Origin of the sequence: Methylobacterium sp. ARG-1 (assembly GCF_001262595.1) — a bacterium.
Taxonomy (GTDB): domain Bacteria; phylum Pseudomonadota; class Alphaproteobacteria; order Rhizobiales; family Beijerinckiaceae; genus Methylobacterium; species Methylobacterium brachiatum.
Map to the genome: position 1 here is coordinate 210,875 of NZ_LHCD01000003.1, position 21,117 is coordinate 231,991.

Genomic DNA, 21,117 nt, shown 5'->3' on the forward strand with positions numbered 1-21,117 from the left:
CCTGCCGGAAGAACCCGGCTCGGACGGCTTCAGGCCGCCCGGGCCGGCATCGGCCGCGCCGGCTGCGTCGTCCGGCTCGCATAAGCCTGCGCCGCCAGGGGCAGCTCGATGACGGCGCAGAGACCGCCCTCCCGGCGGTTCTCCAGGATCAGACGGCCGTTATGGGCCTCCACGATCGCCAGCACGATCGACAGGCCGAGGCCGAAGCCGCTGGCTTCGTTGAGGTTGCGGGCGCGGTCGCCGCGCACGAACGGCTGGAGCATTGCGTCGCGCTCGGCCTCCGGGATGCCGGGGCCCTGATCGAGCACGCAGACCCGGACCCCCCGCTCGGATGCCTCCATCCGGACCTCCGCGCCGCCGCCATACTTCACGGCGTTGTCCACCAGGTTGGTGATCGCCCGCTGCAATTCCTCGGGCCGGCCCTGCACCAGGACGTGCCGGCTGCGGCCGACGCTCACCGGCGCGCCGAAATCCGAGAAGTCGTCGCAGACGGTCTGCACCACGGAGGCGAGGTCCACGAGGCTGAGGCTGCCGGAATCGCGCGTCTGACCGTCGCGCACGAAGGACAGGGCGGCCTCGACCAGGCCGTTCATCTGGTCCAAGTCGCGCAACGTGGCGGCCCGGGCGTGCTCGTCCTCGATGAACTCCGCGCGCAGGCGCAGCCGCGTGATCGGCGTGCGCAGGTCGTGGCTGATCGCCGCCAGCATCTGGGTGCGGTCGTCGATCAGGCGTCGCACCCGCGCCCGCATCCGGTCGAGCGCCCGGGAGACCGCCAGGACCTCGCGCGGGCCCGCCTCCGGCAGCGCGACGTGGTCGTCCCGCGTCCCGAACGCCTCCGCGGCGCCGGCGAGTCGGGCCAGCGGCGCCGTCAGCGCCCGGGTCGCCCAGACACAGAGCAGAGCCAGAGTCAGCGCCAGGAACACCACGGTGAAGATCAAAGGCCCCTGCCGCGGCGCCCGCAGGGGACCGTTCGGCATCGCGGCTTGCAGGGTCGCCCCGTTGGGCGTGGTGATCCCGATATGCAGGCGCCCGTTCGCGGGCGACCGCTCCGGATCCCCCCCAGACAGGTCGACGACGGTCACGGGCCGGCCCGCGCCGATGCGCAGGCGGTGGATGATCGGAAGGTTGGGCAGCGGCTTGGCCCCGGGCGGCACCGTTCCGTCCCAGGCCCTCACCTGCATCAGCGGCAGGCTGCGCCCGCTCTCCAGCAGGGCCGGCCGCGCCGCCGGATCCGCGACGTCGAGGAGCCGGACCAGCGTGGAGAGCCGACCTGCGGCGACGCCTGGCAGCTCGTCCGGATTCTGCGGCTCGTGGAGGATCAGGAACGCCGCGGTGGCGACCATGTGGGCCACCGCGATACCGGCCACGACTAGGAGGGCGATCTGGCCTGCGATGCTCTGCGGGCGTAGCCGGTCGCGCAACCGTTGGAACGTGCTCATGACCGCGTCACTTCGGGGGTGAACAGGTAGCCGCCCGAGCGGATCGTGCGGATGAATTCGGGGTTGCGGGTGTCGTGCTCGATCTTCTGGCGGATGCGCGAGATCAGCACGTCGATGCTGCGCTCGAACGGCCCGGCCGTGCGGCCCTGGGTGAGGTCGAGGAGCTGGTCGCGGGACAGAACGCGTCCCGGCCGCAGGCAGAGCGCGTGCAGGAGGTCGAACTCCGCCCCCGTCACGGCGATGCGGGCGCCTTCGGGCGACAGAACCTGCCGGAGCGACACGTCGAGCGTCCAGCCGGAAAAGTGCAGGCGCCGCCGCTCGTCGGTATCCGGCACCTCCGCGGAGACCCGGCGCAGGATCGCCCGGATCCGGGCCAGGAGTTCCCGGGGGTTGAAGGGCTTGGCCAGGTAATCGTCCGCGCCGAGTTCGAGGCCGAGGATGCGGTCAACCTCCTCGGATTTCGCGGTCAGCATCAGGATCGGGATCTGCGAGGAGGCCCGTAGGCGCCGGCACAGGCTGAGACCGTCCTCGCCCGGCAGCATCAGATCGAGCACGATCAGGTCGATGCGCGACTCCGCCAGCGCCCGGTCCATGTCGTTGCCGTCGCCCGCCAGGGTGACGCGACACTCGTTGCCGCGCAGGTAGCGTGCGACCAGGGCCGAGATCTCGCGATCGTCTTCGACCACGAGGATGTGCGGTGTGGCGGGTGCGTTCATCGCGAAGGAATCGGCGTGCGGATCAGCGAGCGTCATCAGGTTATTATGCGCCGACGCGCCGACTATTCGAAGATGGTCGCGGGAACCATTTTGTAAGCGCGTGTTTCCAGCTCAGCCATACCTGTGGCGGCGACTGGATTTCCGGAGAGACCATGATCACGAAGGCGGCCAAACCGGATCCGATCGCGCCGAAGCCGCCGGAACTGGCCTCCCCGTGGCACTCGCCCGCCCGCGCCGCGCTCCAGGCCGATGCCCGCGCCTTCGCGTCCGAGACGGTCCTGCCGCTGGCCGACGCGCTCGATCGCCAGAAGGCCGAGATGCCCCGATCGCTCATCGACGCCATGGCCGCGAAGGGCTGGTTCGGCATCACGATCCCGGAGGCGCAGGGCGGCCTCGGCCTCGGGGTGTTCGAATATTGCCTCGTCTCCGAGGAGCTGGCCCGGTCCTGGCTGTCGGTCGGCAGCATCCTGGCCCGCGGCCAGGGTCTCGGCACCCAGACCCTCGATCCGGAACGCCGGGCCGAGCTGCTGCGGCGCTCGGCCCGGGGCGCCTGGATCGGCTCGATCTCCCTGTCCGAACCCAATGCCGGCTCCGACCTCGCCGGCGTGCAGACCCGCGCGGTCCGGGACGGCGATACCTGGGTGCTCACCGGCACGAAGCGCTGGGCGGGCTTTGCCAAGGGCGCCGACTTCGTCGAAGTCCTGGCCCGCACCCGCGATCCGGAACCCGGCGAGTCGCGCTCCGCCGGCTTGGAACCGTTCCTCGTGGTGAAGGACCGGGACAGCTTCCCGCCCGGCATGACCGGCCGGGTGATCGACAAGATCGGCTATCACGGCTTCGAGACCTTCGAGCTCGCTCTCGACGGCGTGCGCGTGCCCGAGAGCGACCGGCTCACCGGGCTCTACGGCGACCAGGGGGCGGACGCGGATTCCGGCGGCTTCGCCTCGGTCCAACGCGGGCTCAACATCGCCCGGGTCCACACGGCGGCCCGGGCCGTCGGCGTGGCGCAGGCGGCTGTCGAAGACACGCAAGCCTACCTGCAGGAACGGGTCCAGTTCGGCCACCCGATCGGCGATTTCCAGGCCCTGCGCTTCGCGCTGGCCGACATGGCCGCCGAAGTCGCCCAGGCGCGGGCGTTCTGGCATCAGGTCGCGCACCTTCTCGACCGGGGCGAAGCGGCCGAGAGCGAATCCGCGATGGTGAAGCTCCTGGCCACCGAGATGGCCGTGCGCGTCACCAACCAGGCGATGCAGCTCCACGGCGGCAACGGCTACACCACCGAGCGGCGGGTCGAGCGCTACTGGCGCGACGCGCGCCTCACGACGATCTTCGAGGGGACGAGCGAAATCCAGCGGCGGATCATCAGCGACCGGATGCTGCCGCGTCCCGCCGCCTGACACAGGCGCGGTCATGCGGCGAATCGTCGAGCCGGGCTCCCCGCCCGGTCCGACCCGGCTACCTCACCGGGACTCTGTCTTGCGCCGCACAAGGGCGCAATCGCCATTCGGAAGCCTCGTGTCGAAGCCCATCAGCGATTACGCCCTTATCGGCGACACCCATTCCTGCGCGCTGATCGCCCGCGACGGCTCGATCGACTGGCTGTGCTGGCCGCGCCACGACTCGCCGGCCCTGTTCCTGAAGCTCCTCGACGACGAGAAGGGCGGCGCCTGCAGCCTCGCCTTCGACGCGCTCGAGGGCACCGCGCGCCGCTACGTGCCCGACACCAACATCCTGGAGACGACCTTCACCACCGCCACGGGGCGCGCCACGCTGATCGACGTCATGCCGGTCAACCCGCCGAGCCCGGAACCCGACGAGGGTCCGGACGGCGAGGGTGAGAGCCGCCTGATCCGGCTGCTGACCTGCGAGAGCGGGCACGTGACGGGCCGGTTCGTGGTGCGCCCGACCTTCGACTATGCCCGCCGCGCCTGCACGCCCATCTTGGAGGGCCGATCCGTCCTGTTCGAGGCGGAGGACTGGCGCTTGCGCGTCAACGCGTTCCCGCAGCCGGAGCTGGTGAGCGATGAGGCCGAAATCCGGTTCAGCCTCACGGAGGGCGAGACCGCCTATCTCGTCCTGACCCATGGCGAGGATAACGAGGACGCCTGCATCGACGACTTCGCCGGGGCGCAGCGCCGCCTGGAAACGACCATCGAATACTGGCGCCGCTGGAGCGCCCGCAGTACCTATCGTGGCGCCTACCGGGACGCGGTCATGCGCTCCGCCCTCTGCCTGAAGCTCCTGACCTACTCGCCCTCGGGCGGGATCGTGGCGGCGGCGACCGCCGGGCTGCCAGAGGCCGTGCCGGGCGACCGCAACTACGATTACCGCTTCACCTGGATGCGCGACGCAGCCTTCACGGTGACCGCCTTCGTGATGCTCGGCTATGTCCGGGAGGCTGCCGAATTCCTGCGCTTCCTGCGCGAGCGGGACGGTTCCTACGGGCGCGACACCAAGCTGATGTACGGCATCAGTGACGGCATGCCGGCGGAACAGGTGCTGGACCACCTCGCCGGCTGGAACGGCGTCGGCCCGGTGGTGATCGGCAACCTCGCCGCGGACCAGGACCAGCACGACATCTACGGCGAGTTGCTGCGGGCGCTCTGCGTGTTCCTGGAAGCGGTCGATTACGATCCGCCCGAGAAGGTCAACGACCGGCTGCCCGAGGTGCTCGACAACCTCACCGCCCGGGCGATCCGCCACCGGCACGACGCCGATCACGGCATCTGGGAGCTGCGCACCGGGCCGCGCCACCAGGTCCACACCAAGGCGATGATCTGGGTGGCGCTGACCGATGCGGCCCGGATCGGCCGCAACATCGACGGCGTACCTCAGGAGAAGATCGCCGAATGGGAGCGGATCGCCGCCGAGGTCCGGACGGAGTACCTGGAGAAAGGGTGGAATCCGGAGAAGCAGGCCTATACCGGCGCCTACGAGTCGCATCACCTTGACGCGGCCGTGCTGCGCGTCGCCCTGTTCGGCGCGCTGGGCCCCTCCGATCCGCGCACCCGCTCGACCCTCGCGGCGATCGAGCGCGAGCTGGGCGACGGCGACCTGATCTATCGCTACCGCATGGACGACGGCCTGAAGGGTGACGAGGGCACTTTCACGGCCTGCGCGTTCTGGCGGGTCGGCTGCCTCGCGCTGGACGGGCGCACCCGGGAAGCCAAGGATGCGTTCGAGCGCCTGATCGCCCGGGGCAACGATCTCGGCTTGTTCGCCGAGGAGATCGACGCGGCGAGCGGCGAGCAGCGCGGGAACATGCCCCAAGGCTTTTCCCATATGGCGCTGATCAACGCGGCCCTGCGGCTGGAGGATAGCATCGAGCGGTTTGGTTTGGTCGATGCCGTCGAGCGGCGGGCGGCTGAATAGGAAACGCCGCGGACGCGTCCGTCACCCCGCATCCGCCGACAGTGCAAAACTCTGCGAAACCTGCGTTTCCGGTTTCCGAGCTCCGCTTCGCGGCCCCGGAGTGACAGGGTGCGTTGTCTAGACGGGCGCTCGCTTCCCAACGCCGGTCAGGCCGCGATCCTGATGCCCTCGTCCGGCCGGTTCTCCGTACCGCTGCGGCTGGCGCGGAACTGGTCCAGCAGGTCGGCGCCGAGCCCGTCGAGAACTTCCTGCATGGCAGCCTGGACCTCTGGATCCTCCTCCTTCGGCTCCGTGCGGTACCAGGCCAGGATCTGCTCCGGCAGCGCATCCAGGATTGCGCCCACGGGGTTGGGCAGTTCCGTTCCCGCCGGTTCGCCTTTCGCGTCCGCGCCGATGACAGGCTCGACCGCCGCCGGCGCGGGGGCCTCGACCGGGGCCGTCGCGACAATCTCGACGGCGCCTTCCGGCGCGACGAACGCGCTGCGGCGCTGGCTCTCCAGGGCGGCGCGCCAGGCGGCATCCGCGGCTGCGGCGTCGCGACGGGCAGCTTCGCGCGCCAGGGCCTCGGCCGCGATGGCGCGGGCGGCCTCGCGGGCCTCGTCACGGGCGGCTTCGGATTCGTAGCGGGTCAGCAAGGCGACGACCGCATGCATCTCGGGTGCCGGCAGATCGGTGCAGGCGTCGATGGCGGACTCGATCACCCGGCGCGACAGGCCGGCGCCGCGCAGGCCGGTCGAAGGGCCGGCAGCCTGGCGGGCGGAGAGCGCCGCCTGCATCGCCGGCAGCAGCGCCTCGGGCAGGCCGGATTTGCGATGCAGATCGGCGAAGGACCGGGGATCCCGCATGGCGCGGGCGATCCCGACATGATCCTGGCCCGAGAGATCGGCGAGGGCGGCCTGTACGAAGTCGGTCCGGCCCGAGAGAACCGCCCGGAGGATCAGGCCGGCGGTCAGCTGATGGGTCGTACGCAGATGCGTCACCAGGCGCGCAACCGCGGCGGCGCCGGATTGGTCGCATACGTCCAGAGCCACGCGCTCGCCGGCCTCGCGGCGCATCCGGTCGCAGCGCTCGGTGCCGAGCCAGCCGCGCGCGGTGACGAAATCCGACAGGGCCTCCGCGACCGCCAGGCCGATCGTGTAGCGCACCTCCAGCGGCAGGTCGGACCGGCGCAGCAGCGCTTCGCGCAAGCTGGCCTCGTCGCCCCGGCGCTCGATCATGCGCAGCATCCGGCCGGCGGTGATCTTCGCCGTGGGATTCCTGGCCAGCACAACCAGGGTATCGAGCTCGCCGATCTCGGCCAGCGCCCCCGAGACCGCGTGGGACAGGTGATGGCGCGCCGCGATCACCGTGCGGGTGGCCTCGTCGCCCAGCGCCGCGGCATCGACCAGATCCGCATCGGTGAGCACCGGCGAGCGGGCCAGGACGAGGCGCGCCACCTCGGGCACGTCGCAGGAGAGGGCCACCACCAGCGGCCGGGGCGTCCGCGCGGAGGCCGCGCAGGTCTCGGCGAGCGCCCGGCGGACCACCGGGGACGGGTCGTCCAGAAGCGAGAGCAGCGCGGTCTTGGCTTCCCAGGCCTCGTCGGCGGAGAGGTCGCCGTACAGGAAGGCCCGCGCCAGCGCGGTTGTGGCCTCGGCCCGGCGGCCGGCCGAGGCGTTCTGGGTCCAGGCCAGGAACTCGCGGATGATCATGGGCCGCTCCGGGGGGCGAACAGGCTGGTCCTGATGCCGGTGCTGGATCCCGCGGTGCCGAGATCGGCCGGGCGGCGGGGCGGCAGCGGCGGGTTGACCAGAGCGGGGCCGGCTGGCGTCGGCGCCGGTTCGGCGAGCGCGCCCGTGGTGACCGGCTCGGGGACGGCCACGCTCTGCGGCGCGTCGGCGTCGGAGCGCGGGAAGTAGGTCGGGGCCGCGTGCTGCGCGGGCAGCGCCCCGTTGCGGGCCTGCCACAGGCGCGCCGCCGCATCCGACGCGGCTCCCCGTTGGTCGGTCTGGAACAGGCTGCGCAGATCGGAGGTCCCGCCGAACGCCGCGGCGGTGCTGGCATAGGCCGTTGCCGCCTGCGTGACCGGGGCGCTCTCCTGGCGCAGAGCGGTCAGGTCGGTGGCTGCGGCCCCCTGCGCGGCGGCTGCGAGATTGGCATAGAGCTCGGCCGCACTGCGCGGCCGGCCGGCGCGATCATAGAACAGGGCCCGGTTGGCGGCGGCGGCGTCCGGCAGGTCGAGGGCCGCGGCCCGGGCCGGGAAGGCGCGGGCGGTGGAGATCAGCGCGGCCGCGCCCTTCGCCCCCAGGACATGCGCCGCGTAGAGGTCGCCGGAGGTCGGGTCGCGCCCCAGCGCTGCGGCGAGGGCGTCGGAATTCTGCTGGGTCAGGGCGCCGGCGAGCGTCGCGGAGATCTTGGGATCGCGCCGCAGGTCGAGGATCGCCTGGCGCTGGTCGGCATTCGGGACCGCGTAGGTGCCGTCGGGCTGGCGGGTGATCGCGTCCGCCTGGGCCTGGAGGCCGAGCTTGGGCCCGGCATTCTTCATCACGCCGAGCCAGGTCTGCTCGATGAACTGGAACAGGCCGGTGGCCGAGGAGGTCCCGGCCTTGGCCGACGGATCGAGGGCCGATTCCCGCCGGGCCGTCGCGAGCAGGTAATCGAAGCCGACCCCGCTCGCCATCGCGCCGTCGCGGATCGCCTGGACCACCGGGCCGGACGCGGCCGCGCCGGAGGCCGCCCGCGGCGCTTGCGCGGGCGGGCTGCTTTCCGGTGGGCTGGACGGCGTGGTGAACAGGAACATCCGGGCGCGCACGGGGTCTGAGGACACCGGGAACCTGCGCCGCTTATGGTAAACAACTCCTCAATCGAAGTTGCGCCAGGTTAGGCTTTTTCAGGAGCCGGTGAACTCGGCCGCGCCCTTCGGCCGGCGCATCTGGAATCGGTTGTCCGCGGTGGCCCTGAAGTAATCGAAATAGCCGCCGCGCAGGATCGGATGCATCGCGGCCGTGTCGACCATGCCGTCCGACACGAATTGCTCATCGACGTAGATCGAGACCACTTGCCCGACGACCAGGAAGTTCTCGGCCTCGCCGCCGCCGAGCGGCACCAGCGGGACGGTCTGCAGCCACCGGCATTCGAGGGCGGCCGGCGAGGCTGCCACCCGCGGCGGGCGCACCTTCTGGGAGGGGGCGGTCTCGAGCTTCGCGAAGGCGAACTCGCTTTCCCCCCGCGGGAGCGGCGCCGAGGAATCGTTCATCCCGTCGCGCAGATCCCAGGTTGCCAGGCTGCAGACGAACTCGGCGCCTTCCTCCGCGAAGGTCATCGCGTCCTTCCGGCCCGACGACGAGAACGCCACCATGTTGTCGGCCACCGCATTGAAGAACGAGTAGGGCGCGAGGTTGAGCTTGCCCTCCCGGCTCATGGCGCTGATCCAGCCGATCGGCCGCGGCGCGACGATCGCCTTCAGGGGGTTGTGCGGCAGGGCGCGCGCCTCGCGCGGGGCTTCGAGATCGTAATGCACGGGTGCGCCTTCTGAGACCAATCGCAATCAGAGATAGGTCACGATCTCGGAAAGACTCGGCCGCGGCCGGTCGGACGGCACGTCGCGCGCCCGGCCGATATGGACGAATCCCGCGAGTTTCTCGGTCGGCGCGAGGCCCAGCGCGTCCAGCACGCGGCGGTCATAGGCGTACCATTCCGTCAGCCAGGCGGTGGCGAAGCCCGACGCGTTGGCGGCGATGACCAGGTTCATCGTGGCCGCCCCCACGGAGAGGAGTTGCTCCCATTCGGGGATCTTCACATGCGGTCCGACCCGGGAGACCACCGCAACGACCATCGGCGCGTGCATCAGGCGGCCGCGTTCCTGAGCCAGCCGCTCGGGGCTCGCCTCCGGATTATCGGCCGCGAACGTCGCCGCGATGGTCTCGCCGACCCGCTCCCGCGCCGCCTCCGCGATAACGATAAAGCGCCAGGGCGCCAGCTTGCCGTGATCGGGCACCCGGGAGGCCGCGGTCAGGATGGTTTCGAGCTGCGCACGGTCCGGCCCCGGGCCGTCCAGCAGCAGGGGCGGCACCGAGCGGCGCGTCTTCAGAAGGTCGAGGGTGGCAGTCATGCGTCCTGTCCCGCTGTGAAATCGGGCCCCGGATGTGGCACGCAGCGCCACCCGAAGGAAGACCGTGCGGCCTTGCCGCCGCCATGGTCCGGAGGCACAGGCGGGCTGGAATCGAGGCATGATGAGGATTCGACCGATGCGCACGAGGCTTGCCGCGATGGCGGTGGCAATTCTCCTGCCGGCCCATCTCCTGCCGGCGGACGCGCGCGCGCAACAGGGCGTGTTCCAGAACCGCCTCGGCGATCCCCTGCCCTCCCCGTCGATCACCAGCCCGAGCCTGCCGCCCAGCATGCCGCCGGCCGAGCCGGAGGCGCAGCTGTCCCTGTCGGCGCTCCTGTCCGGCGCCGGGGTGCCCCTGCGCCAGGGGCTGGCCTGGCGGATCTACGAGGATCGCGGCGACGGGACCCGGCCGTCCATCGTCGGCCGCTCGACCGAGGCCGAGCCGAACTTCACCCTCGCCCCCGGCACCTACGTGGCAACCGTGACCTACGGCTTCGCCAGCGCCTCGAAACGGATCGTGATGGGCGGCCAGCCGGCTACCGACACCCTTCGAGTGGCGGCCGGCGCCCTGAAACTCGCGGGCGCCGTGGGCGACCAGAAGATTCCGCCCGCGCAGGTCTCGTTCTCGGTGTTCGTGCCGGTGGGGACCAATTCCGAGGGCCGGTTGGTGCGCTCGGGCATCAAGGCCGGCGAACTCTTGCGGCTGCCCGAGGGCACGTATCACGTGGTCTCGACATACGGGGAATCCAACGCGATCCAGCGCGCCGACCTGCGCGTCGAGAACGGCAAGGTCACGGAGGCGACGCTTAACCACCGCGCCGCCACCGTCACCCTGAAGCTGGTGGCCGCCCCCGGGGCGGAGGCCTATGCGGGCACCGCCTTCTCGGTCCTGACGCCCGGCGGCGACACAATCCGCGAGGCGATCGGTGCGTTCCCGCAGGTGACCCTGGCTGAGGGCGACTACGTGCTGATCGCCCGCCATGACGGGCAGGTCTATACCCGGGAGTTCAAGGTCGAGAGCGGGCTCGACCGGGATATCGAGGTGGTGGCCAAGTCCGGCTGAGCGCTGGGCTCAAGCCAGGCGCCGCGCCAGGGCCACGCAGGCGGCCACCAGAAGGGCCGCGGCGATCATCGCGGGCTCGATCCGCTCGCCGAGCACCAGGGCGGCGACCCCGAGCCCCATGAACGGCTGCAAGAGCTGGAGCTGCCCGATCGCCGCGATGCCGCCCCGGGCGAGCGCCCGGTACCAGAACACGAAACCGATCAGCATGCTGAACAGAGCCACGTAGCCCAGGCCGGCCCAGGCCGGGAGCGGGATTGCCTCGAGATGGGCGGGGGTCAAGGCCAGCGCCAGCGGCAGGGAGAGCGGCAGCGACAGCACGGTTGCCCACGCGATCACCTGCCAGCCGCCGAGCCGACGCGCCAGGATCCCGCCCTCGGCATAGCCGAGCCCGCAGACCAGGATCGCGGCGAGCATGAAGGCGTCGCCCGGCCCCGGCGGCCCGTCGAGCCCGCGGGCGGCGAAACCCACGGTCACGAGGGCGCCCAGCACCGACAGGACCCAGAACGCCGCCGATGGGCGCTCGCCCGACCGCAGGGCGCCGAACAGCGCCGTCGAGAGCGGCAGCAACCCGACGAAGACGGTGCCGTGCGCCGCGCCGACGGTGCGCAGCGCCAGCGCGGTCAGGAGCGGGAAGCCGACCACGACGCCGCCGGCCACGATCGCGAGCGCCCCGAGATCGCCGCGACGCGGCCACGCCTCTCGCAGGATCAGCAGCGCGGTCGCCCCCGCCAGCCCAGCCAGTGCCGCCCGTGCCGCGCTGAGGAACAGCGCATCCATCCCGGTCAGCGCCAAACGGGTCGCCACCAGCGAGGCGCTGAAGATCGCCACGCCGATCATCCCGTCGATCCAGGCGCCCGGCTGTCGCCCGATTGCGACTGCTCCGGTCGGGTTCTCCGGCGACGTCGCCAAGATCTCCGCTTGTTTCACCACACCTGTCCCCTGATCCTCACCGATCGAGCTTTGCGTCCGACGAGAGGGCCAAGCCAGGGACGGTTCCGGGCCTGCACGGCCGAACTGTCCCGCCTGCTGAGCAGTACAATCGTGGCTGCGCGGATGAGTCAGGTGGGTTCCATGTTCAGCGCCTTAACATTTCCGCGAGGCGGCGGAACGATGGGCCCGGGCACGCCATTCTCCCGCGCCCATTCCGGGCCGCCGGAGATCTTGATGCGCCGCCTCGTCCTCGCCACCCTCGCCGCTTCCGCCCTGGCCGGGCCCGCCCTCGCGGCCAACACCGCGCCCCCGACCGTCGCCCCCAAGTTCGAGAGCGTGCCGCAGGACGCGGTGCTGAGCTACAACCTGATCGGCCTCAACATCACCGACGCCGAGAACAACACCGTCGGCGAGATCAAGGATCTGGCGATCGTCCACGACAAGCTCGTCGGCTATATCGTCTCCGTCGGCGGCTTCCTCGGCATGGGCGAGCGCTACGTCGCCGTCTCGCCGTCTTCCGTCGCCCTGGGCTATGATGCCGACGCCAAGAAGTGGAAGGCGATCATCGGCGCGACGAAGGACCAGCTAAAGTCCGCCCCGGAGTTCAAGTACGACGGCAAGTTTAAGCGCTGATCGTTGCCGTGCGGGGCTGCTGCGGGCCGGATCATCGCCTCGGACGGCAGCCCCGTCTCGCTTTCTGTTTCTTCGACAAGATAGGTCAGCGCAGAACGGCTTGGCCGGTGCGTCATTGTGAGACCGGACGCATCAGGTGGAAACCTACCCCCGCAGGGCCTCCCGCGCCATGCGGCTGACGAGCGCGTCGCGCCGAGCCTGACGGAGGATGATACGGGCCGCCGCCCGGGCGTTGGCGGCGCGCAGTGCGGCCTGCGGCCCGCCCTCGCGCAGCACCCGCCAGGCGAGGGCGCGGAACCATTTGACGTTGGCGAGCGCGGCTGCCCGGCGGCTCATCGGGCCACCGACATCGAGCGGCTTCTCTACTGTTGCAGCGGCCATTGGCTCAATCCTGGACTGCACTTCGCCGCCTGTCCGCGAATGAGACAAGAAATGGCGATGCTGCTTCGACTCGGCAATAGTGATGCCGAGCGCTCCTTTTAGAAAACGGCACAGATTTCAATCTTCGACGGTGCGGGAGCGCACGCATCCCATGGCGCCGCGCGAAACCCGCTCCTTCGCAGCGGCCCGACCGCCCGCCACACGGCCGCAGGCGCGCCCGGTGCGGAACCTTTGCTGCGGCCCGCGGTAGGCTCGTCGATGAACGATGTGATCGTATGACGGGGATTCCTGTGTCCGAAACTTACCCGCGATCGACCGCTAGCATCGCCGGTCATCCCATCCATCCGATGCTTGTGCCGATCCCGATCGTCTGCTTCGTCGGGACCCTCGTCACCGACATCGCCTATTGGTCGACGGCCAACATGCAGTGGGCCAACTTCTCGGCTTGGCTGTTGAGCATCGGGCTGGTGGCGTCGGTCTTCGCCGGCCTGGCCGGCGCAATCGACTTCTTCGGGGATCGGACCATCCGGCGGCTGCGGCCGGCCTGGATCCACGCCTCCGGCAACGCGCTGGCGCTGATCCTCGCGATCGTCAACGCGTTCGTGCACAGTCGCGATGCCTACACCTCCGTGGTGCCGACCGGCCTGATCCTGTCCGCGCTGGTGGTCGTCATCCTGCTGGTGACCGGCTGGAACGGCGCGGAGTTGATCCATCGTCATCGGGTCGGCGTACAGCCGGGAGAGCGCGCATGATCCGGATTCGCAACGCCCTTGCCACGGCCGTCCTGCTGCCGCTGGCCGCCTGCGGACCGGATCCGATCGATCCGCAGACCCAGGTCGGGCCGAACCCGCCCCTGCCCGAATTGCACCAGTACCTGCTGCCGCCGATGCACGTGTCGCGAGCAATCGGCTGGAAGGACGGCGAGACGCCTCAGGTCGCGGCCGGCTTGCAGGTGAAAGCCCTCGCGACCGGCCTCAAGAGCCCGCGCTCGCTGCTGGTGCTGCCCAACGGCGACATCCTGGTCGCGGAGAGCGGCGGCCCGACCCCGCCGATCAACCGGCCGAAGGAGATCATCATGGGCTGGCTGGAAGGCCTGTCCCACCCGCCGGAGAAGCCCGGCCAGCGCATCACCCTGCTGCGCGATGCCGACGGCGACGGCGTGGCCGAGCTGCGCACTGTCCTGCTCGAGAACTTGAACGCGCCCTTCGGCATGGCGCTGGTCGGCGACGACCTCTACGTCGCCAACACGGATGCGGTGATGCGCTACCCCTACAAGGCCGGCGCGACCCAGATCGCCGAGCCCGGGACCAAGCTCACCGAGCTCCCGGCGGGCCGGATCAACCACCATTGGACCAAGAGCCTGACCGCGAGCCCGGACGGGACCAAGCTGTATGCGGGCGTCGGCTCAAACAGCAACGTTACCGAGAACGGACTGGACGAGGAGACCGACCGCGCGTCGATCTGGGAGATCGACCGGGCGACCGGCGCCCACCGGCTCTACGCCACGGGCCTGCGCAACCCGAACGGCCTCACCTTCGAGCCGCAGACCAAGACCCTCTGGTGCGTGGTCAACGAGCGCGACGAACTCGGCCCCGACCTGGTGCCGGATTACATGACCTCGGTGAAGGATGGCGGCTTCTACGGCTGGCCGTACAGCTACTGGGGCAAGAACCTCGATCCGCGGGTCATGCCGCAGCGCCCCGAGCTGGTCGCCCAGGCGCTGATGCCGGACTACTCGCTGAGCTCGCACGTCGCGCCGCTCGGGATGGCGTTCGCGACGGGCACCGGCCTGCCGCAGGCTTACCGCAGCGGTGCCTTCGTGGGCGAGCACGGCAGCTGGAACCGCGATCCGCTGAACGGCTACAAGGTCGTCTACATCCCGTTCGAGAACGGCAAGCCCGCCGGTAAGGCGCAGGACGTGGTCACCGGCTTCGTCAATGCCGACAAGCAGGCGCGGGGCCGGCCGGTCGGCGTCGCGATCGACAGCCAGGGTGGCCTGCTGATCGCCGACGATGCCGGCGGCACGGTGTGGCGGGTGGCTGGGTCGAGCGCGCGTTCCGACGCGGCACCCGCGACCATCCTTCGATGATCCCGGTCGGGGCAGCCCGCCATGTCGCTCGTGAGCCCTGCACTCAGCGCGGATCCAACATCGGGAGGCCTGCACGATGACGAAGTCGACCCGTTCACCGACGGCGATCAGTGACGAAGGACGTCATGCCCGGGATCGTGGGGATCCGATCACGGCCAATCCATATCCGGCAGATTCGGACGAGCACCGCATCTGGGAGCGCGGCTATCAGATCCCGGATCGCGAGGCGCAGGATGCGGCGGCGAGCCCGGAGTCGGGTCGGGCGCCGTCACCGTAATTGGCGAATAGCCGGGTCGTCAGGGTCGTGCCGGGCGGCGACCGGCCGGTTTTGCTACGGCGTACGAACGAGGGGGCTCGTTGACAGAACCCGCGGACCCTCGGCGGTATCGTCGAGATCGTCCCGTGCGACGAGCGGGGCGGCGGATCCGAAGCCCTCAAGGGTGTCGTCGAGAAGCCTATCGAGCGTCTCGGCGACCCAGCTCGCGCCGTCGACCATGGACGTCAGGATGGCGTGCATCGCCTGCCTCCCCGGAGCGGGGCATTCGTTCGCGAAGGCGGCGGAGCGCCGGATTGCCGGGCGTTCCGTCGCCGGGACCTGACCGCATCAGGCGAAATGCGCCGGCAGGGCGAGGCTCAGGGCCTGGACATAGGATCCGGCCAGGACCGCGACGGTGGCGATCGTCACGGCGGTGGCAATGGTGAGGCGGGTTGCGAGGGTCATTGGAAGTCTCCATCAGGTCCGCGACTGTGTTCGCGGTGTGACCCTGATGTATGCCCAAGCTTTCCCGGCGGGCGTGCTCCGGCGCACCTGCATCATAACCTGCCTGATCGGTGGGCCGCGCGCTTCCGCCGATAAGCGCGCGGCCGAATCCTGATCTAGGCGGCGCGCACGGTGGCGAGGAAGCGATTGACCTCCGCCGCAAGGTGCTCCGATTGCCGCGAGAGTTCCGACGCCGCTCCGAGCACTTGGCTCGCCGCCGTCCCGGTCTCCTCGGCGGCGCCCGCGACGCCGGCGATGTTGCTGGTCACCGCGCCCGTCCCCATCGCGGCCTGGCTGACGTTGCGGACGATCTCCTGCGTCGCCGCGCCCTGCTCCTCGACGGCCGCGGCGATCGAGGTCGTCACGCCGCTGATCTCCTGGATCCGGGTCGCGATCGAACCGATCGCCGACACGGCTTGACCGGTCGAAGCCTGGATCCGGGCAATCTGGCCCGAGATCTCGTCGGTGGCTTTGGCGGTCTGCTCGGCGAGCGCCTTCACCTCAGAGGCGACCACCGCGAAGCCGCGGCCGGCCGCACCGGCGCGGGCCGCCTCGATGGTGGCGTTGAGCGCCAACAGGTTGGTCTGGCCGGCGATCGACGAGATCAGCCCGACCACGTCGCCCACCCGGGCCGCGGCGGCGCTGAGCTCCTGCACCAGCACGGCTGTCTGATCCGCCTCGTTGACGGCGCGCTGCGCCAGGCTGGCCGAGCCGTCGACCTGTCGGCCGATCTCTTGGACCGATGAGCCGAGCTCCTCCGCGGCAGCCGCCACGGTGTTGACGTTGGACGCAGCCTCTTCCGCAGCCGCCGCAACCGCGCCGGATTGGGCGGAGGTCTGGCCCGCCATCGCCGACATCGCCCCCGCGGTGGCCTGCAACTCGGTCGCCGAGGCTGAGACCAGGCCGATGATCCCGCCCACCGCCTGCTCGAAATCCTGGGCCATCTGGCGCATGCCGAGCTTGCGCTGCTCCTCGGCGGCGAGCCGGGCCTGGGCGGTTTCGGATTCCAGCGCCTTCATCTGGATCAGCCCATCCTTGAACACCTGCACAGCGTCGGCGATCTTGCCGATCTCGGTTTTCGCGCCCTGATGGGGAATCGTCGCCGCAAGGTCACCGGCGATCAGAGACTGCATCGGCTCCACCACCGAGCGGATGCCGCGTGTGACACCCAGGACGATCACAACACCCGACAGCACGGACAGAGCCACCGCGATCCCGATCGCGATGAGGATCAGCATCCGGGTCTCCTCGAAGACCGCTTTGCCTTGAGCCTCGGCAGCGCTGGCGCCGTCGTTGTTCAGGGCGACGAGTTTCTCGAGGGCGCTGGACACGGCGCGACGCGGTGCGAGTCCGCTCGTCTCGTAGAGGCCGTAGGCTTGTGCCTTGTCACCCCGGCGCGAGATGCTCAGCACCTCGTCCCGGATTCCCCGGAAGCTCTCGGATGCGCGGCTCAGGGTCTCGTAGAGCGCCTTTTCCTCCGGCGAGCTGATCAACGCCTCATAGAGCTTGGTCTTCTCGTTCAGAGTCTTATCGAAGTTGGCGATGTCCTTATCGATGCTCGCGAGAAGCGCCGGGTCGGTCGCCTGCGTGTGGCGCAGGAGGAGCCCGCTGCTGCGGGCCGTGAGCGTGTTGATCTCGCTCAGCGTCTTGACGCTCGGCAACCAGTTCGTCTCGATCGCGACGGTCTGATCGCGCAGCGTCTGCGTGGCCGCGAGACCGAGCATGCCCAGGCCGACCACGAAGACGGTCAGGATGGTGAACGCCACGATCAGCTTTGTACGAATGGATACAGATTGCAGCGTCACGACAACCTCGCAATGCAGCGGAATACAAAATCGCTCCGAGCTGCAGCCGCGAATGCTTGCCGAAGATAGATTAACAACCGCTGATTACGGGTGTCTTTCGCGCTACGAATGTTGACCGGTGGCGTAAGGGCGTCGCCCGGCGTCCCGGCCCTGTTTCGACGTCAGCGACGCGCGTTTCCGCCCGATCAGATTTTCGGGGCGGGTTGATCCGAGAGATGGCGGAATTCTTTCGGCGCCATGCCGTACCGGTCCTCAAACCGGCGAGAGAAATGGGCTTGGCTGGCATAGCCGCAGCCATAGGCCGGGGTGCCGATGGAGAGATGGCGGCATCCCTGATCGGTCAACCGCTTGGCCGCCGTCTCCAGCCGCCGCTGCCAGATCCAGTCGAAGATGTGCTGGTCATGCTCGTGGAACAGCTCCCGCAGCCGGCGCAGCGACACACCCACCGCCGCGGCGAGCTGAGGCGGGTCGAGGGCCGGGTCGCCGAGATGAGCCTCGACATAGGCTTTGGCGCGTTGGACCATGACGGTGCCGTGCAGCGGTCGTGGCATTTCGCGCGCCAGGCGCTCGGCGATGCTGGCCGCGACGAGGTCCAGGCGATCGCCGACATCCGCTGGGCGGCGTGCGGCGTGAGGGTGTTCTCGACCCGCAGCAACGTGTCAAGGAACGTCGTCACCAGCCGGGCGCTTCCGAGATCGGCCCCGACGGTCGGGACCGAGAAGTGGCGCGCGTCACCCAGAAGGTTCTCCAGCCGGTCGCGTGGGATCTCCAGAAGGAGGGAGCGGGGCGGTCCGGTCGTTTGCCGGACGGACGGGCGAGCTCGATCCAGGACCATGATCTCGCCGGGCTGTACGATCGCTTGTCGACCGAACTGCTCGCACATCGAAGTTCCAGACAGCTTGACCGTGACCGCGAGGGTGTCCCGCTTGTCGTTTCTGCGGAGCGTCGTCGGTGTCGAGTCGAAACGCACGGCGCTGAAGGTCGAACGCGTGATCAGCAGCGACCCGAGATCGCTTCCTTCGAACAGGCCGTGGAACGTGCCGTCGCCGACCTGATACAGCTCCGCCGGAATCAGGCGAGCATTCGCGAGATCTTTCCAGATCCCAAAATTGCAATCGGAATGCTCGCCGAGGGCCAAAAAATCGTCTTCTTCGCGTCGGCGATCGACCCATCATTTTCAATCTTGGATCGTGGAATTATCTCGCGTCTCGTACAAGAGGGTAGATTTTTAACAAAGGCTCGGAAATCATAAATTGCATAAGTGTTTCCGCACGAATAGCGCAGGAACAGAATTATATGCAGTATAAGCATTGATAATAGAGCATAGGCGGCAAGCGCGGCGATGAGGCGTGGCCGATAGTACTCGGAGTTAAAATGTCATGTGGAGTGTCCTACAGGCGGTCGGCCGGTCCGGCCGTCGATGCGCCCGGTTGCCCTACGATCCTCGATGAATCCCGCAATCCGGCTGCATCCGCGACCACGCGATCCGCCAATCAGTCGGCGATCGGTGGACCGGCCTCGTCGGGGGCCTCACGCGGCGACGGCCGAGGCTTGCGGGCCGGCTTCGCGGGCTGGACGGCACGGGCCTGCGGAGGCGCCTGCGTGGCGGGGCGCTGAGGTGGCCGCGGCGGCCGCTCGATCTGGACCTTCCTGGGTGCGCCGGCCGCCGGCCCGGCCGGAGCCGGTGCGGCGGGCTCCGATGTGGCGCCCGGGCGGTCCGGAGGCGTCGCGGCATGCGCCCGGTTCTGCGGTGCGCGCGTCGGCGGGCCGGCGGCCGCGGGCAACCCTGCCCGCCCCGGCATCGCCGGGAGCGGCGCCGCGGCGTTCGGCGGGGCGACTGCGCATTGCTGCCCGCAATTGCTCACGACCGCCTCGACGGCCTTGCCGTCGATCGTGGCCGCGACGATGCAGCGGGCCGGGTGGTAGACCAATTCGTACTGGAACTTGCCCTTGTCATCCGATTCGGTGCGGAACTTGTCCTCCAGCACCACGGGCATGTGCGGGCGATCCGTGGTCCCGACGACGTAGAGCCGGCCCGTTGCGATCGCCGCCAGGGTGATCTCCGGCGCCGCCCAGGCGGGCCCGCACGCCGCCAGGGCGCCTGCGGCGGCAACGATCGAGGCGAAGCGAACCAACCGACAAATCTCCGAGTTCAACCATCGACAAGCGACGGCTAGACCATCTTCAGGCGGAGATAGTTCCGAAATCTAGATCGCATAGGCGGGAGAAATTGTCCTCCACGCTATCGGGCAGGTTTTGATTTCGTTGTGTACGGAACAGCAGGCCGCATGGCAGCTTCGCTGCCGGACCCTTCCCGTGCGTCGCTCCGGCCGGAACGCAGAAACATCAAGCGCAGCGGCTCATCCGCAGCCTCGAAGTTGTCTTCACAAGAGAATGTTCAGAAAATCTTGGTGGGCGCACTAGGGTTCGAACCTAGGACCCGCTGATTAAGAGGACTAGGCTATAGGCACCATGACGCAAATTAGCTGCTTAGTGGCCGCCGTGTGCCGTTGATTTCGCTGCTCTTTTCGCTGATACCCTCTGAGCGTTGGTCCGCGACGCGCCGTCGTGCGTACCTCGCATGCTTAGTATGTGATCAGTGGAATGCGCCTGACCAACCAGACCGCCGCCGCCGTGCCGCTGCCGACCGAACGGGCCCAGGTCGTGGTGTTCGACGACGATCTGCCGGGCTTCGGGCTGTGCGTGAACCGGGGTGGCTCGCGGCAGTGGATCGTCCAGTATCGCAACAATCTGGGAAAAACCAAGCGAGAGACCCTGGGGCGAGCGGGCCTCCTATCGGCCATGGACGCCAGACGCGCAGCAGGTGAGCGTCTGGCGCGGGCCAAGCTCGGCGAGGATCCGCACGCGGAGCGACAGATCGCCAAGGCCAGGGCCGCCCTGACCCTTGGTTCGAAGGTAGAGCCTTACCTCGCGGCGGCCGGGAAGCGGTTGCGCGACAGCTCGCTCCGGGATGCGACGCGGTACATGCAGGTGGCTTGGAAGCCGCTGCACCGGCTGCCGCTGCACTCCGTCTCCCGGGCGAACGTAGCCGATCGCCTAGCGGTGATCACGGAGGAAAGCGGGCCCTACGCGGCGAATCGGGCGCGGGCCACACTCTCGGCGTTCTACGCATGGCTGATCGGCACCGGCGCGGCCGACACCAATCCCGTCGTCGGCACCCTGAAGACGGCTCAGGAGGAGAAGCGCCGCCGGGTGCTGAAGCCCGACGAGATCGCGGCGGTGCTCAAGGCCTGCCGGGACGACGATTTCGGCCGGATCGTGCGGCTGCTGCTGCTCACCGGTCAGCGCCGGGAGGAGGTCGCGGGACTCCGATGGGGCGAGCTCGATCTAGCCAGCGGCGTCTGGCATCTGCCGGGCGCGCGGACCAAGAACAGTCTGCCGCATGACGTGCCGCTTTCCCGCCCTGCCCTCGAAGTCCTGGCTAGGATCCAGCCGATCTCTGGACGCTCGTACCTGTTCGGTGACGGAGCCGGGGCGTTCTCAGGCTTCTCAAAGGCGAAGGCCGCACTCGACAAGCGGTCTGGTGTCACCGACTGGCGGTTGCATGACCTGCGGCGGACCGTGTCCACCGGCATGAACGACCGGGGTGTGCTGCCCCACGTGGTCGAGGCGGTTCTGAACCACGTGTCCGGATTCCGGGCGGGTGTGGCCGGCGTCTACAACCATGCGCTATACAACCCTGAGAAGCGCGAGGCGCTCGATTTATGGGCCAGCGCTCTTGCCGCCACAGAAATGCTGGCAGGCGAAAAGCTTGGCCCGTGTCTGTTATAGGTGGCGGCTGTGAAAAAACGCAGTACCGTTAGAAGGATCTTTCCAAG

At 69.3% G+C, this 21,117-nt stretch carries 20 protein-coding genes and 1 pseudogene; 8 read left to right on the forward strand and 13 right to left on the reverse strand.

The window, feature by feature from the left end:
- Positions 1–29 precede the first annotated feature (29 nt).
- A complete protein-coding gene (locus tag AKJ13_RS04700) occupies positions 30–1,439 on the reverse strand; it encodes an ATP-binding protein (RefSeq protein ID WP_050732314.1) in 1,410 nt (469 codons plus the stop codon).
- Positions 1,436–2,191, reverse strand: coding sequence for a response regulator (locus AKJ13_RS04705; protein WP_200905586.1), 756 nt, complete (start codon positions 2,189–2,191; stop codon positions 1,436–1,438). The genes AKJ13_RS04700 and AKJ13_RS04705 overlap by 4 nt, the downstream gene beginning before the upstream one ends.
- A gap of 116 nt (positions 2,192–2,307) precedes the next feature.
- Here AKJ13_RS04705 and AKJ13_RS04710 point away from each other — a divergent pair, with 116 nt between their 5' ends.
- Both AKJ13_RS04710 and AKJ13_RS04715 read left to right on the forward strand, forming a co-directional pair.
- Positions 2,308–3,552, forward strand: a complete 1,245-nt coding sequence (locus AKJ13_RS04710; RefSeq protein WP_050732315.1) for an acyl-CoA dehydrogenase family protein — start codon at positions 2,308–2,310, stop codon at positions 3,550–3,552.
- Positions 3,553–3,670: 118 nt separating this feature from the next.
- Positions 3,671–5,527: a glycoside hydrolase family 15 protein gene (locus AKJ13_RS04715; protein ID WP_050732316.1), complete on the forward strand. Its 1,857-nt coding sequence runs from the start codon at positions 3,671–3,673 to the stop codon at positions 5,525–5,527.
- A gap of 146 nt (positions 5,528–5,673) precedes the next feature.
- Here AKJ13_RS04715 and AKJ13_RS04720 read toward each other — a convergent pair whose 3' ends face one another.
- The 4 genes from AKJ13_RS04720 to AKJ13_RS04735 form a co-directional block, all read right to left on the reverse strand.
- A complete protein-coding gene (locus AKJ13_RS04720) occupies positions 5,674–7,218 on the reverse strand; it encodes a DUF2336 domain-containing protein (RefSeq protein ID WP_050732317.1) in 1,545 nt (514 codons plus the stop codon).
- A complete protein-coding gene (locus AKJ13_RS04725; protein WP_050732318.1) occupies positions 7,215–8,306 on the reverse strand; it encodes a lytic transglycosylase in 1,092 nt (363 codons plus the stop codon). Before AKJ13_RS04725 ends, AKJ13_RS04720 begins: the two co-directional genes overlap by 4 nt.
- Positions 8,307–8,396: 90 nt before the next feature.
- The gene (locus AKJ13_RS04730; RefSeq protein WP_050732319.1) at positions 8,397–9,026 is read right to left on the reverse strand and encodes a flavin reductase family protein; all 630 of its coding nucleotides are present in this window, start codon (positions 9,024–9,026) and stop codon (positions 8,397–8,399) included.
- A gap of 27 nt (positions 9,027–9,053) precedes the next feature.
- On the reverse strand, positions 9,054–9,617 hold the full coding sequence (locus tag AKJ13_RS04735) for a nitroreductase (protein WP_050732320.1): 564 nt from the start codon (positions 9,615–9,617) through the stop codon (positions 9,054–9,056).
- A 136-nt stretch (positions 9,618–9,753) separates the two neighbouring features.
- Here AKJ13_RS04735 and AKJ13_RS04740 point away from each other — a divergent pair, with 136 nt between their 5' ends.
- Positions 9,754–10,680 (forward strand): hypothetical protein, encoded by a 927-nt coding sequence (locus AKJ13_RS04740; RefSeq protein ID WP_144426182.1) that lies wholly within the window; start codon positions 9,754–9,756, stop codon positions 10,678–10,680.
- 9 nt (positions 10,681–10,689) lie between these two features.
- Here AKJ13_RS04740 and AKJ13_RS04745 read toward each other — a convergent pair whose 3' ends face one another.
- Positions 10,690–11,517 carry a DMT family transporter gene (locus AKJ13_RS04745; protein WP_050732498.1) on the reverse strand — a complete coding sequence of 276 codons (828 nt, stop codon included), beginning with the start codon at positions 11,515–11,517 and terminating at the stop codon, positions 10,690–10,692.
- Positions 11,518–11,844: 327 nt separating this feature from the next.
- Between AKJ13_RS04745 and AKJ13_RS04750 the strand changes: the two genes are divergently transcribed.
- Positions 11,845–12,243 carry a PRC-barrel domain-containing protein gene (locus AKJ13_RS04750; RefSeq protein WP_050732499.1) on the forward strand — a complete coding sequence of 133 codons (399 nt, stop codon included), beginning with the start codon at positions 11,845–11,847 and terminating at the stop codon, positions 12,241–12,243.
- 144 nt (positions 12,244–12,387) lie between these two features.
- Here AKJ13_RS04750 and AKJ13_RS04755 read toward each other — a convergent pair whose 3' ends face one another.
- Positions 12,388–12,624, reverse strand: a complete 237-nt coding sequence (locus tag AKJ13_RS04755) for a hypothetical protein (protein WP_050732322.1) — start codon at positions 12,622–12,624, stop codon at positions 12,388–12,390.
- 275 nt (positions 12,625–12,899) lie between these two features.
- Here AKJ13_RS04755 and AKJ13_RS04760 point away from each other — a divergent pair, with 275 nt between their 5' ends.
- The 3 genes from AKJ13_RS04760 to AKJ13_RS30215 all read left to right on the forward strand — a co-directional run bounded on the left by AKJ13_RS04760 (position 12,900) and on the right by AKJ13_RS30215 (position 14,990).
- Complete coding sequence (locus AKJ13_RS04760) at positions 12,900–13,376, forward strand: DUF2231 domain-containing protein (protein WP_050732323.1); 477 nt, start codon at positions 12,900–12,902, stop codon at positions 13,374–13,376.
- A complete protein-coding gene (locus AKJ13_RS04765; RefSeq protein ID WP_050732324.1) occupies positions 13,373–14,713 on the forward strand; it encodes a sorbosone dehydrogenase family protein in 1,341 nt (446 codons plus the stop codon). The genes AKJ13_RS04760 and AKJ13_RS04765 overlap by 4 nt, the downstream gene beginning before the upstream one ends.
- A gap of 76 nt (positions 14,714–14,789) precedes the next feature.
- Entirely contained in the window at positions 14,790–14,990 is a 201-nt protein-coding gene (locus AKJ13_RS30215; RefSeq protein WP_082316854.1) for a hypothetical protein, read from the forward strand.
- Between the two features lie 54 nt (positions 14,991–15,044).
- On the opposite strand, the gene AKJ13_RS04770 is transcribed toward AKJ13_RS30215, so the two are convergent.
- The 5 genes and pseudogenes from AKJ13_RS04770 to AKJ13_RS04790 all read right to left on the reverse strand — a co-directional run bounded on the left by AKJ13_RS04770 (position 15,045) and on the right by AKJ13_RS04790 (position 19,413).
- Positions 15,045–15,230, reverse strand: a complete 186-nt coding sequence (locus AKJ13_RS04770; RefSeq protein ID WP_050732325.1) for a hypothetical protein — start codon at positions 15,228–15,230, stop codon at positions 15,045–15,047.
- A gap of 359 nt (positions 15,231–15,589) precedes the next feature.
- The gene (locus AKJ13_RS04780; RefSeq protein WP_050732326.1) at positions 15,590–17,278 is read right to left on the reverse strand and encodes an MCP four helix bundle domain-containing protein; all 1,689 of its coding nucleotides are present in this window, start codon (positions 17,276–17,278) and stop codon (positions 15,590–15,592) included.
- A 185-nt stretch (positions 17,279–17,463) separates the two neighbouring features.
- On the reverse strand, positions 17,464–17,829 hold the full coding sequence (locus AKJ13_RS32540) for a helix-turn-helix transcriptional regulator (protein WP_244471511.1): 366 nt from the start codon (positions 17,827–17,829) through the stop codon (positions 17,464–17,466).
- Between the two features lie 119 nt (positions 17,830–17,948).
- Positions 17,949–18,416, reverse strand: a pseudogene (locus tag AKJ13_RS32545) (AraC family transcriptional regulator); the annotation flags it as partial.
- A 355-nt stretch (positions 18,417–18,771) separates the two neighbouring features.
- Entirely contained in the window at positions 18,772–19,413 is a 642-nt protein-coding gene (locus AKJ13_RS04790) for a hypothetical protein (RefSeq protein ID WP_050732327.1), read from the reverse strand.
- Positions 19,414–19,882: 469 nt separating this feature from the next.
- Between AKJ13_RS04790 and AKJ13_RS04795 the strand changes: the two genes are divergently transcribed.
- Positions 19,883–21,070 (forward strand): site-specific integrase, encoded by a 1,188-nt coding sequence (locus AKJ13_RS04795; RefSeq protein ID WP_050732328.1) that lies wholly within the window; start codon positions 19,883–19,885, stop codon positions 21,068–21,070.
- The last annotated feature ends 47 nt before the right edge of the window (positions 21,071–21,117 follow it).